The organism is Streptomyces sp. NPDC001380 (assembly GCF_042895785.1).
In the GTDB taxonomy this organism is placed as follows: Bacteria; Actinomycetota; Actinomycetes; order Streptomycetales; family Streptomycetaceae; genus Peterkaempfera.
In genome coordinates this window covers 1-12,579 of the sequence record NZ_JBIAWP010000046.1, presented here as the reverse complement: position 1 = coordinate 12,579, position 12,579 = coordinate 1, and the positions used below count along the sequence as shown (strand labels likewise).

The 12,579-nt window shown below is 74.3% G+C and carries 11 protein-coding genes; 8 read left to right on the top strand and 3 right to left on the bottom strand.

Features of this window, described 5'->3' with window-relative positions; translation table 11 throughout:
* Positions 1–385: 385 nt before the first annotated feature.
* Together ACFY07_RS28120 and ACFY07_RS28115 are read right to left on the bottom strand one after the other, a co-directional pair.
* Entirely contained in the window at positions 386–1,324 is a 939-nt protein-coding gene (locus ACFY07_RS28120) for an aldo/keto reductase family oxidoreductase (RefSeq protein WP_390872370.1), read from the bottom strand.
* Positions 1,325–2,153: 829 nt separating this feature from the next.
* On the bottom strand, positions 2,154–2,651 hold the full coding sequence (locus ACFY07_RS28115; RefSeq protein WP_390872369.1) for a hypothetical protein: 498 nt from the start codon (positions 2,649–2,651) through the stop codon (positions 2,154–2,156).
* A gap of 1,497 nt (positions 2,652–4,148) precedes the next feature.
* Between ACFY07_RS28115 and ACFY07_RS28110 the strand changes: the two genes are divergently transcribed.
* The 7 genes from ACFY07_RS28110 (at position 4,149) to ACFY07_RS28080 (ending at position 10,392) form a co-directional block, all read left to right on the top strand.
* Positions 4,149–4,502, top strand: a complete 354-nt coding sequence (locus ACFY07_RS28110; protein WP_390872368.1) for a hypothetical protein — start codon at positions 4,149–4,151, stop codon at positions 4,500–4,502.
* A 756-nt stretch (positions 4,503–5,258) separates the two neighbouring features.
* Positions 5,259–6,008, top strand: coding sequence for an SDR family NAD(P)-dependent oxidoreductase (locus ACFY07_RS28105; RefSeq protein WP_390872366.1), 750 nt, complete (start codon positions 5,259–5,261; stop codon positions 6,006–6,008).
* 161 nt (positions 6,009–6,169) lie between these two features.
* Positions 6,170–7,027: a TIGR03620 family F420-dependent LLM class oxidoreductase gene (locus ACFY07_RS28100; protein WP_390872365.1), complete on the top strand. Its 858-nt coding sequence runs from the start codon at positions 6,170–6,172 to the stop codon at positions 7,025–7,027.
* Positions 7,028–7,162: 135 nt separating this feature from the next.
* Positions 7,163–7,435, top strand: coding sequence for a Sec-independent protein translocase subunit TatA (tatA, locus tag ACFY07_RS28095; RefSeq protein ID WP_390872364.1), 273 nt, complete (start codon positions 7,163–7,165; stop codon positions 7,433–7,435).
* Between the two features lie 27 nt (positions 7,436–7,462).
* Positions 7,463–8,323 (top strand): twin-arginine translocase subunit TatC, encoded by an 861-nt coding sequence (gene tatC, locus ACFY07_RS28090; protein WP_390872363.1) that lies wholly within the window; start codon positions 7,463–7,465, stop codon positions 8,321–8,323.
* Between the two features lie 99 nt (positions 8,324–8,422).
* Complete coding sequence (locus tag ACFY07_RS28085; RefSeq protein ID WP_390872362.1) at positions 8,423–8,854, top strand: Sec-independent protein translocase TatB; 432 nt, start codon at positions 8,423–8,425, stop codon at positions 8,852–8,854.
* A 194-nt stretch (positions 8,855–9,048) separates the two neighbouring features.
* Complete coding sequence (locus tag ACFY07_RS28080; RefSeq protein WP_390872361.1) at positions 9,049–10,392, top strand: epoxide hydrolase family protein; 1,344 nt, start codon at positions 9,049–9,051, stop codon at positions 10,390–10,392.
* A gap of 279 nt (positions 10,393–10,671) precedes the next feature.
* Here the strand turns inward: ACFY07_RS28080 and ACFY07_RS28075 are convergent, their stop codons facing one another.
* Positions 10,672–11,010: a hypothetical protein gene (locus tag ACFY07_RS28075; RefSeq protein WP_390872360.1), complete on the bottom strand. Its 339-nt coding sequence runs from the start codon at positions 11,008–11,010 to the stop codon at positions 10,672–10,674.
* 138 nt (positions 11,011–11,148) lie between these two features.
* Between ACFY07_RS28075 and ACFY07_RS28070 the strand changes: the two genes are divergently transcribed.
* The gene (locus ACFY07_RS28070; RefSeq protein WP_390872359.1) at positions 11,149–12,426 is read left to right on the top strand and encodes an MFS transporter; all 1,278 of its coding nucleotides are present in this window, start codon (positions 11,149–11,151) and stop codon (positions 12,424–12,426) included.
* Positions 12,427–12,579: the final 153 nt, after the last annotated feature.

Sequence of the window (12,579 nt, the reverse complement as noted above, 5' to 3'; positions counted from 1 at the left end):
GGACACCCGGCCCCCCGCCGCCCCGGACACCCCCCGCAGCTCCCCACCGAAAACAGCCCCGGACCCCCCGGCGACACAGCACACCGCGACCCGCCGCAAGCCCGCGGAGCACACTGCGGTCCGAACCACCTGCCGTCGATGGCTCCGGGCCGCCCCCACCCTGGAGGGGCACCGCTGGAGACGCCTGCTGAACAGCTGCGCGCGCCGCCGGCCGGGCCGGCCCGCAGGGCCACCGGCACCGCGGCGCGGAGGGGCCGGACCCGCACGCCCGCCCGGGCCGGCGTCAGCGACGGGTCCGGTCGCCCTTGCACGACGGCGGCCTCGGCGCCGACGCCGGACCGCACGGTGCCGGAGGCAGCGGGACGGATCACGAACGCACGGCAGGTCAGGGCAGCGGCTCGCCGCGGGCGGCGACCCAGAGCTGGTACCACTCCTCGTGGGTGAGCGCGGGCTCCTCTCCCGCCGCATCGCGGCACGCCCGGACCCGCTCGGGCCTGCTGGTGCCGATGACCGGGACGATCCCGGCGGGGTGGCGCTGCAGCCACCACAGCACGATCGTCTCCGGGGTGGTGCCGTGGCGCTCTGCGAGCACCCGCACCAGCTCGGCCGCGGCCCGGTCGGCCTCGGTCTCCGGGTTCTCCGTGAACCGGCCCCTGGCCAGCGGACCCCACGCCTGCAGCCGCACCCCGTTCTCGACGCAGTACTCCACCGTGCCGACGGGGAAGCCGAGACCGGCCCCCGCGACGGTGTTGACCTGCACCTCGCTCTCCAGCCAGTCGCGCCGGTGCAGGCTCATCTCCAGCTGGTTGGCCACCAGGGGAAGCTCCAGCGGCTTCTGCAGCCGGGCGATCTGGGGGGCGCTCATGTTGGAGACGCCGAACTGCCGGACCAGGCCCTGCCGGTGCAGCGAGGTCAGTGCCTCGGCGACGTCCTCCGGGTCCGCCAGCGGATCGGGACGGTGCAGCAGCAGGACGTCCAGGTGGTCGGTGCGCAGCCGGCCGAGGCTCTCCTCCACCCGTTGCACGATGCTGCTGCCGCGCAGGTCGTACCGGCCGATCCCGTCCCCCTCGGGCAGCCGGATGCCGCACTTGGTCTGCAGCGTGATCCGGTCCCGCAGGCCGGGCTCGCGGGCCAGCAGCTCGCCGAAGACGGCCTCCGCCTTCCCGTGCCGGTAGATGTCGGCGTGGTCGAAGACGGTGATGCCGGACTCGAGCGCCGCCTCGACCGCGGCCTGCGCCCGGTCCACGTCGGCGGCGGTCCAGGGCCCGCGGTCCCAGCTCCCGCCCAGACCCATGCAGCCGTAGACGACCCGGCTCTCCGCCATGTCCGAACCTTCCGTTCCGTGAACCGTCGACGCCGTCCCTCGGCGTCGACGGCCCACCCTAACGGGCGCTGCGGCCTGCCCACGGATCTCCCGGAGGGCCCGGTGGGGGCGGTCCGTGCCGTTCGCGGCCTCGATCCGGAGCCGGTGCCCGGGAACAGCGAAGAGGCCTCACACCTCGGAGGACCCTCCTCGCCGAAGGGCGGGGAAGCCTCCGCCGCCGAGCCCTTCCCCCAGGCTGTGGGGCACGGACGTGGACCGGCGGGAGGGCGAAGCCCCTGCCCGACCGGCTGTCGGCCACGGGCCGTCCTCTCCCCCGGGGGCTTCGCGCGCTTGTCCACCCGTCCGGGCCGGACCCGCACCGCTTCCGCGCTGCGGCTGCTGCGTCCCGATCCGGTCGCGCGGCACGGCCGGATCGGGACGCGCCGACAGCGGTCGGCCTGCGGCCGCACTCCCCGGCCTCCGGCCGGAGGTGCCCCCCGGCCGACTGCCCTGAACCTCACCGGCACTGCCAGGAGCCGTCCACGGCAGCAGGACCCCGGACACCCAAGGCGTCCCCGGACCCCGGCCTCCGTCGGTTTCACCCGGCCCAGGGCCCACGCCGGCCATTTGAGCCCTGCCACGCACACCAGGACAGGCGTGCAGGCCGCGACCAGCCACCAGCCGCACCCTGAGAACTCGTGCCGCAGACCCTTCCGCCGTCGAGCCGGGTCCGCCCCTGGTCGGCGGGCATCACCCGGCACGTTCGGTGCAGCCTCCCCCGGGTGAGGACGGCCTCGGCCGCCGACGTGGGCCGGGGCGGCCTCGCTCCTCCCAGGCGGAGGCGGACGGGTCAAGGCGCTGCAGCGGACGGGGCGGCCCGGTGGACGGCGTAGACGTCGTGGGCGTCGCCCCCGGAGTCCTGGCTGTCCGGCCGGTCGAAGCGGACGGCCGCGAAGCCGTTGCCGCTGACGCCCTGGATCCGGAAGGACTGCTCCTTGGCCAGCACCCGCTGCGTCGCGGCGTCCAGCACCATGCCGTTGGGCCGGCCGTCCTGCATGATGCTCCCGACGTCGCTGGGCACCCCGACCGATCCGTACAGCCGTCCCCCGATGAAGGTCTCGGGGCGGAAGGTCAGCTGGCCCTCGGGCTGCTGCCACAGACGGCGGCCCGTGCGGAGGTCGTAGGCGTATGCGCGCTCCCGCTCGACGGCGTAGACCCGGTCGTGGTCGGCGTCCCAGGTCAGGTGCAGGGTCTCGGCGTCCCCGATCCTGCCGATCTCGCGCCTGTTGCGCACGTCGTAGTCGTACAGCGGGCCGTCCTCCCACTGGAGGACCGCATGGCCGCCCATGACCCCCCACACGGCCGGGGAGACGTCGGGGTCGAACCGGGATCCTGCCGGCGCCGCCCGGGTCAGGTCCCACCGGCGCCCCCCCGGCCGCCAGGTCGTGGACCGCCAGGGTCCGGGCGTCGGAGGCAGTCCTGGTGTGGACGAACGCCCAGCGCCCGGCCTGGATGTCGTACACCCCGAGGGAGTTCGGGACGTCCCGCCCACTGGCGTCGGTGGGGACGCTGAGCACCGCCCGCCGCCGCGGATCGCGGATCGCGGTCGTACCGGCGGCCTTGTCGGTGGTGACGATCCAGCCGTTCAGGAACTGGGCGTCGCCCTTGTCGTCGTCGGAGGTGAACGTGCCGATCCGGGTCCCGTCGAGCCCGTGGGTGTCGACCACGGTGTGGTGCCGCTCGGGTGTGAGGCCGTCGGAGGGGACGGTCGCGCGGTAGGTGAACCCGATCACCTCGGTGCCGCGGACGTAGCCCTGCTGCCACTGCAGGGTGTTGTCGTCCGCGCCCGAGGGCTCCGGGACGGTGGCGGTGACGCGGCCGGTGACGGCGTCCACGACGCGGATGCCGGGGCCGTCCGGGTAGGCGAAGCGGTCGCTGAAGGACATCCACTCGGGGCGGCTGCGGTCGGACGTGCCGTCCGGCCGGGCGCTCCACGCCGACGTCGGCCCCCAGGCCGGTGGCCGCGTCGAGGGCCGGCGGGGCGGCAGTCGCGCCGGGGGGACCGGCGTCCGCACCGGGTGTCGCGGGGGCCGCACTGCCGTCCGGGGAGACGCTGGTGCGGGAACGCTGGTGGGTGCCGTCGAGGCGGAAGTCCCACAGGTCGCGGAGACCGTGCCCCCGGCCACGTCGCTGAAGGCCACCATGAGGTCGTCGTCCCGGGCCGCGCGCTGGGCGACGGGGAACTCGACCGCCCAGGTGACCTGCTGTCCCACCGCGGGCCTCAGGTCCTCCCTCTGCCGCGTCTCGAGCGCCGTGCAGGAGGGCGGTCCGCTCCCGTCGTCGCCGGCCACCGGCATCCGGTCGGTGAGGACCCGGTGGGAGGCGGCGTCCGCCAAGGCCATGGTGAGGCTCGGCTGGGGGTCCGTCCCGGACGGGTCGTCCGTCCTCCACGACACGGGACCGGCGTTGCGGACCGTGACCGTGACAGGGAACACCTGGCCGGCCGCCTCCTGCTCGCACCGGGGTTCCGCCGGACCGCCGATGCGGACCTGCATGTCGGCGTCCGGCCTGCGGTGACCCTGGAGGCCGGGGGCAAAGTGGTGTTCCAGCCCCTCGTGCCCCTCGTGGCCGCCGCGCGGGCCGAGCGCACCGGTCAGGACGACGACGCAGGCCGCCGCGGTCAGCGCGAGGACGGTGACGAGGACGGCGGGCACGGACGACCGACGCGGCGCCCACCCGCCGGCCGCCGTGCAGCAGCAGCCCGCAGGCGCACGAGGCGACCAGCGTGTACGGGTACGCGAAGAAGCCCCAGATGTGCACGTCGGGACCGGGCACGAGGAGCGCGTTGACCGCCAGGGCGGCGCAGCTCACCGCGGTGTCCGCCGCCCCGGCCCAGGCGGGCAGGCGGACCGTGCGCAGCGCGGCCGGCGCCAGCACGGACGACTCGGCCGGCAGGACGCCCGCCAGGGCGGCGGCCGCGGTCGGCACCCTGCCGCCCTCGATGCCGGTGCCGAGGGCGACGGCGACGTTGAGGAGGGCGGCGACCCGCGTCGCGACCAGGGCCCGGACCTCCGGCCGCGCCACCCGCAGGGACGCCTCCCCCGGCCGCCCGTGCACAGGACCGGCGGCAGCGGCCGCCCGCTCACCGCCGGCCGGCGTCGCCCCCCTCGTCGAAACTGCGTTCCTGAAACGCTCCTGACGGCTCGGCAGGACATGCGGCGGGTGCGGCTGCGTGCCGCGAGGTGCGGGGGGGCGATCCCCCGCGCCGGGGACGGCCCTGCGAGGTGCGCCGGCGCGGAAGCCCCCCTGGGCCCGCGCGCTCCCTCCCCGCCTCCCCCCGTCTCCCGGTTCGGCACGACACCACCGGCAGCCCTGCCCCGTCCCGGACAGGACCGGGATCTGGCCGGGGCGCCGTCCTCAAGGACCGGGAAACCGCGCACCAGCGGGCCGCAGGCACCGCCCGTCCGACGGCGGCCTCACCACCTGCCGGGGTGCCCGGTCCGGCGCGGGGGCCGGGACCGCCTGGGCCGAGCGGCGATCGGCCAGCCGCCGCAGACCACGGGCCGGGCGATCCCGGCGCCCCGGAAACCGGACCGGAAGAGGCGAACGAGCCCGGCCCCCGCCGCGTCGCCGCGCCAGGACGGACCATGCCCGGGAGCGGGGGCCCGACGGACTCTGACCCGCCTGCTCGAACCTGCGGCTGAGCTGAAGGGCCCCCTTGCACCCCGACGCTTGGTGTAACAACAAGTGTTACCTTTCCCCGCGGCGATCCCCCCGGCCGCAGCACGGGACGGCAAAGCATCCGCTTGACACGGCCCCGCGGTCGACCTAGTTTTGTATCGACCACTAGAAAACAGTCGGCATCACCGGGCTGCCCGCCATGCGGGCCCAGGCGGTGCGGCTCGCGCGTCCGAGTCCTTCGGGCCGCGCACTCACTTTGATTCGGAGCACCACCATGGGACAGCTTGACGGCAAGACGGCCATCGTCACCGGCGGCACCAGCGGCATCGGCCTGGCCACCGCGCAGCGCTTCGCCGCCGAGGGCGCGCACGTGTTCGTCACCGGCCGCCGCCAGGAGGCGCTGGACGCCGCCGTCGCGCAGATCGGCCCGCGCGCCACCGGCGTGCGCGGTGACGTGTCGGACCTGGCCGACCTCGACCGGCTCTACGCCACCGTCGCCGAGCAGGGGCGCCGCATCGACGTCCTCTTCGCGAACGCGGGCGGCGGCACCTTCTCCACCCTGGAGCAGGTCACCGAGCAGCACTTCGACGAGACCTTCAACAGCAACGTGCGCGGCACGCTCTTCACCGTCCAGAAGGCGCTGCCGCTGCTGAACGACGGCGCCTCGGTCATCCTCACCAGCTCCACCGCCGGCACCGCCGGCGCCGAGGCCTTCGGCGTCTACGCCGCCTCCAAGGCCGCCATCCGCTCCTTCTCCCGCACCTGGGCCAACGAGCTCAAGGGCCGCGCCATCCGGGTCAACGCCGTCAGCCCCGGCCCGATCGAGACCCCCGGCATCGACGGCCTCCTCCCCGACCCCGAGCAGAGGGCGCAGGTCAAGGGCTTCTTCGCCAGCCAGGTGGCCCTGGGCCGGATGGGCCGCCCGGACGAGGTCGCCTCGACCGCGCTCTTCCTCGCCTCGGACCAGAGCACCTTCATCACCGGCGTCGAGCTCTTCGTCGACGGCGGCCTGAACCAGATCTGACCACCCCCAGCCTACGCACCCCGGTGCAGGGGGCGGGTGCGGCGGGCGACCGCCGCACCGCCCCCACCCCCTCACCCCTGTGGCGAACGCCGCCCGCCGCGCCGCGTCCGGCCCGCCACGGCCAACCAGCCCGCACGACCAGTACAGACGGGACACACAGCATGGACGTGGGACGCACAGGAATCTGGAGCATCGAACTGCGGACCGCAGACCCCGGAGAGATCCGGGACGCCGCCGCCGAACTCGACGCCATGGGCTGGGGAGCCCTGTGGATCCCCGGCCTCGGCGGCGGCGACATCCTCGGCGACTCCGAGCGCCTCCTGAGCGCCACCGGCAGCACCAAGGTCGCGGTCGGCGTGCTCAGCATCTGGCGCCACAAGGCCGCCGAGATGGCCGCCGGACACGCACGACTGCGGCAGCGCTACGGCAGCCGACTCCTCCTCGGACTCGGCGTCAGCGATCCGGCCGCCGCCCGCGAGGCGGGACACGACTACCGCCCTCTGGCAGACATGGGCCGCTACCTGGACGAACTCGACCAGGCCCCGGCCCCCGTCCCGCCCGGCGAACGCCTCATGGCCGCACTCGGCCCCAAGATGACCCGCCTCGCCGGACAGCGCACCGCGGGCGTCCACCCCTTCCTGATCACCCCCGAGCAGACGGCCGCCACGCGCGCGCTGCTCGGACCCCAGCCCCTGCTGGCCCCCTACCAGGCCGTCGTCCTCGAACGGGACCCCGCCGCGGCCCGTACCACCGCCCGCGGCTTCGTCAGCATGTTCCTGTCCATGGACCACTACGCCCGCAACCTGCTGCGCCAGGGCTTCACCGAGGAGGACCTCGCCGACGGCGGCAGCGACCGCCTCATCGACAGCCTCGTGGCCTGGGGGGACGTCGAGACCATCGGCAGCCGGGTCCGCGCCCAGCACCAGGCCGGAGCAGACCACGTCTGCCTCCACGTCCTCGGCTCGGACTCCCCCCTCCCCCTGCCCCAGTGGCGGGAGCTCTCGGCCCTGGCCCGCTGAGACCGCCGATGCCCTACCGGCGGGCCAGCGGGCCACCCGAAGCCGGGCCTCCTGACGTCCCCCGGTCCACCGCCGGCCCCCTCCCGGCGCATCCGCCCCCGCCTTCCCCCGGCATCCCCAGCGAAAGGAACCATCGTGTTCGGCAAGATCGGAACTCCGGAAATCCTGCTCATCCTGGTTGTGGTCGTCGTGCTCTTCGGCGCCAAACGCATGCCCGACATGGCGCGATCGCTCGGGCAGTCCCTGCGCATCCTCAAGAGCGAGACCAAGGCCCTGCGGACCGACGACGCGACCCGCGACCCGCGCCCCGAGGACTCCGGGCAGGCGCCTGCTTCCCCTCTGTCCCCGGAGCGGCCGACCGGTGCCGGATCCCTCCGCAGCCACGGCACCGGCCGCGAAGCGGCCTGACGCGCCCGGCACAGGCCAGGTAGCGCCATGACCTCTCCGCCGCTCACGGCAGAATCCCAGCCCGCAGGCCACATGCCCCTGGCGGACCATCTGCGCGAACTGCGCAGCCGCCTGACCAGGGCCGTGGGTGCGATCGTCGTCACCACCCTGGTGGCCGGGCTGTTCTACAAGCAGCTCATCGGCATCGCCATCGCGCCCCTGCCCGGATGTGCGCCTTCACCCGGCAGCGCGGGAGACTGCGGCCTGATCGCGGTGAACGGGCTGCTGAGCCCGTTCACCCTGGCCATGAAGGTCTCCTTGGCCGCCGGCGTGCTGGCCGCGAGTCCCGTGTGGCTCTACCAACTGTGGGCCTTCCTGGCGCCGGGTCTGCACCGCCACGAGAAGAAGTACACCGTCGCCTTCCTCGCCACGGGGATTCCCCTGTTCCTCATCGGCGCGGCATTCGCCTACGCAGTCCTGCCGACCACGGCACGGGTCCTGCTGTCCTTCACCCCGGACAAGGCGACGAACATCCTCCCGGTGGACGACTTCCTCGACCTGGCGACCCGCATGGTGCTGGTGTTCGGGGCCTCCTTCGAACTGCCGCTCGTCCTGGTCATGCTCAATCTGATCGACCTGCTCAGCGCGCGGCGCATGGCCGGCTGGTGGCGCCCCATGGTCCTCGGCATCACCGCCTTCACCGCCATCGCGACGCCCAGCACCGATCCGCTGAGCATGCTGCTGCTCGCGGTCCCCATCACCGCGCTGTACCTCCTCGCCTGCGCGGTGTCCTGGTGCGCCGACCGGCGCCGCCGCGCCCGCGCGGCGACGGAGGACACGGCATCCCATGAAACGCCTGGTGCCGCACCGCCTGCGGCGCCCGCAGCGCCTGCGCGCGGCCGCCGCTGATGCGGCCGCCGCCCATGGCGCCGAGCCCCGCACCCACCGACATCCGCAGGACGCGCCCGGCACGAACCGGGCGGCCGCACCCGTTCGCAGGAGGCCACCGTGTTCCTCGGCATGGGCCCACTTGAGCTCCTCACCCTCGTCATCCTCGGGACCGTCGTCCTGGGCCCGGACAAGATCCCCCGACTCGTCGCCGACGCCACCCGGATCCTGCGCAGGATCCGGACCCTGTCCGACAGCGCCCGGACCGACCTCCGCGCACAGCTCGGACCCGAGTTCGCCGACCTGGAACTGCAGGACCTCCACCCGCGCGGCATCGTCCGCAAGGCGTGGCAGCACGCCTCGGCCGACGGGCAGCTGCAGGAGCTCCGGGACATCGGCACGGACCTCCGGGCAGACGTGGCGTCGGCGCTCTCCGCCGACCCTCCGGTCCCCCCACCTGCCCCCCGCAGGCCGGAGGACGGCCCTCCCGTGGCCGGCCGGCACACGGCGTCCCGGCCCCCCGGCCCACCGGAGCAGATTCCGGCCGCTTGACCGGAGACGGGAGAGCACCTAGTTTTATATTGAAAGATATAAAACTGCCGCCGCGTCTCTGCCCTTCCCGCCAGGACGCCGCGACAGCCGGCCCACGCGCCGCACCCCACGCGCCCCGGGCGCACCGCACCCACCCCACCGCCGCCGCGCGATACGACGGGTGCCCCCCACCCCCCGCACAAGGAGACCCCCTGATGAGCAAGGAAACACCCCAGAACAACCCGGCCGCGGGCAACCGTCACCGCTTCTCCCGCCGCGGCATCCTGCGGACCGCAGCCATCGTCGGGGCTGCGACGGCCGCTCCTGCCGCCCTGCTGACCGCGAACAGCGCGTCGGCCGACGTCACGACGGCCGGCGCCGCGCCGGTCCAGCACCTCGTCCTTCCGCCCGCCACCGAGGCCGTCCAGCCCTTCCACCTGCAGGTGCCCGAAAGCGCCCTGGAGGATCTGCGCCGCCGTCTGGACCAGGTGCGGCTCCCTGAGCGGGAGACCGTGCCCGACAACTCGCAGGGCGCGCAGCGGGAGCCGGTGGCCGCACTGCTCGAGCACTGGCGTACCCGCTACGACTGGCGCCGCCTGGAGCGCCGCCTGAACTCCCTGGGCCAGTACCGCACCGAGATCGACGGCCTGGGCATCCACTTCCTGCACGTGCGCTCCCGCCACGCCCACGCGCGGCCGCTGCTGCTGTGCCACGGCTGGCCCGGCTCCGTCGTGGAGTTCCTCAAGGCCGTCGGCCCCCTGACCGATCCCGAGGCCCATGGCGGCACCGCCGCGGACGCGTTCCATGTCGTGATCCCCTCGATGCCGGGCTACGGGTTCTCCGACAAGCCCGAGACGACCGGCTGGAACACCGAGCGCATCGCCCGCGCCTGGGTCACGCTCATGGAGCGCCTCGGCTACCAGCAGTACATCGTCCAGGGAGGCGACTGGGGCGGCAGCGTCGCCACCCAGGTCGGCAAGCTCAAGCCGGCCGGCCTGGCCGGTGTCCACCTGAACCTGCCCGAGTTCATGCTGACCGGCGGCCTTCCCGTGGACAACCCCACCCCCGCGGAGCAGACGGCCATCGCGCAGCAGCAGAAGTTCAACCAGGTCTACGCCGGGTACTTCACCGAGCAGGCCACCCGCCCGCAGACCGTCGGCTACGCCCTGAACGACTCCCCTGCGGGACTGGCCGCCTGGATCTACGAGAAGTTCGTCGACTGGACCGACAGCCACAACCACCCGGAGCAGGTCCTGACCCGGGACGAGATGCTCGACGACATCACGCTGTACTGGCTCACCGGGACCGGCGCCTCCTCGGCGCGACTGTACTGGGAGTTCTACCGCAGCAACCACGAACTGACCGTGCTCGGCATGCCCGTCGGCGTCAGCGTCTTCCCCGGGGAGCTGGTGAGCACCCCGCGCGTGTGGGCGGAGCGCGCCTACAGCAACCTGCGCTACTTCAACGACAGCATCGCGGCCGGCGGCCACTTCGCCGCCTTCGAACAGCCGGCCCTGTTCGCCGGGGAAATCCGGGCTTTCGCCCGCACCCTGGCCTGACCCCGCCGACGGAGCACCCGCTGCCCCCCGTCTGACGGGTCACCGGTGAGTGTCCGCCACCCGGATCCGTCCTGCCTCACCCGGAGGCCGGGACGGATCCGGGTGGCGGACCGGCTGCACGGTCTGCGCGGTGATCCAGCGGCTCCGGTACGCATTCGACCCCCACGGGAAACTCTCACGCACTCGTCCACGGGTCCCTGCGGTCCGGTGCAGCGCGCCCGGCGGGAGGGCCGGATCAACGGTGCAGACCTCGGTGCAGACCTCGTGGTAAGCCGATGATCAGCGGCCTGCGGAGAGGCGGCTCCCGAAGGCGGTCCCGGAGGCGTTCAGGGCCGCCCGCCCCCGGGTCGTCCAGTGCCTGCAACCGGCGCCGGACGGGTCGTGCCCCTCGCAGCCGGGGCGGTCGGCGAGCCGGCCCTCCAGGGCGGACCCGCGGATCTCCCTGACGAGCTGCGGGAGCAGTCCGCCGGCGCGGCCCAGGTCCGGGTCCTCGGCCACGGCCCGGTCGACCAGGTGCCCGATCGGCCGGTGGTCGAGCGCATCCCGGTGCGCGGTGGCCGGCGGCGGACCGGCGGCCTCGGCCTCGGACCGGATGGCGTGGATCGTCACCTCGGACATGCGGTGCCTCCCCCTCCCGGTCTGGCCGGCGGCCCACCCGGTCAGAGCGGGTCGGACCGTTGGTCAGGCACTCCGTCCACCCAGCGGCACCGCACGGTGCGGCACGGTCCGCGACATCCACCCCCTCCAGGAGAGAGCATGAACGGTCCTTCCAGTGCGGTGCCGGTCGTAGGGGAGCCTCAGCCGGCCCCCGTACATGGCCGGCACGCGCCGCAGGGCGGCTGGCCGGCGGTCGCCTCCGTCTCGCTGATGTGCTTCGTCCTGGTGCTGACGGAGTTCCTGCCGATCGGGCTGCTGCCCGCCCTTGCCTCTGATCTCCACGTGTCCCTCGGCACCGTCGGCCTGGTCGTGGTGGCACCCGGCCTGACGGCCGCGGTCGTCGCCCCCCTGCTGACCGTCGCCTCGGGGCGGCTGGACCGGCGCAGGGTGCTCGTCATGCTCGCCCTGCTGACCGCGGCCTCCAACATCCTGGCGGCCTGCGCCCCGGACATGGCCGTGATGGCGGCGGCACGGGTCCTGCTGGGAGTCGGCGTGGGGGGATTCTGGGCGATGGGCGCCGGAGTCGCCGTCCGGCTGGTGCCCACCCGCGCAGCCCACCGGGCCACCGCCCTGATCACGGCCGGGATCTCGGCCGGCACCGTCGTCAGTCTGCCGCTCGGCGCACTGGTCGGCCACCTCGCGGGTTGGCGGACCGCCTTCCTCCTCGCCGCGGGCGCCTCGCTCCTCGCACTCACGGCCCTGGTGCTGAGGCTGCCCGCACTGCCGGCCAGCGGAGCGGTCAGCCTGACGACGCTCACCACCGCCCTGCGCAGGCCCGGTCCGCGGACCGCCCTGCTGGGCGCGGCGCTGATCTTCCTCGGGCACTTCGCCGCCTACACCTACCTCACCCCCTACCTGGAGGACCGGGCGCACTTCGGCTCTGCCACGGTGACGGCGGTCCTGCTGGCCTACGGGGTGGCCGGGCTGGCCGGCAACTTCGCCGCGGGCGCCGCCATCGGCCGCAGCCTGCGGACGGTGCACGTCGCCGCGACGGCCCTGGTCGCGGCCGTGGCCGTCCTCCTCGGCCCTCTGTCGGGCGCGGCACCCGCGGTCGTCGCGCTCGTCATGGTCTGGGGTGCGGCATTCGGTGCGGTCCCGCTGGTGCTGCAGACGTCGATCACGCGCACGACCCCGGAGGACCCCGAGAGCGGCATGGCCCTTCTGGTCAGCGTCAGCCAGATCGCGCTGGCCGCGGGTTCGTTCGCCGGCGGCCTGGTGGTCGACGGGTACGGCATCCGGGCCGGCTTCACCTTCGGCGCCGCGCTCGCACTGCTCAGCACGGCCACCCGCCTCCGCCCCCTCCCGTCCTCCCTCCGCACCGTCTGCGGGTACTCGCCTGTCGGCGACACCTCCCGCACGCGGCATCCGCACCCGTAGGAAGCCACCGAGCACCATGACGAGTTCCCAGCAGGCATCGACATCCGGCATGCCCACTTCCAGCGCCGTGCGGCGGGCCCTGCGCCGGGCCCGCGACGGCGTCGCCCTGGACACCGCGGAGGCCGCGGTGCTGCTCGCGGCGCGCGGCGCCGA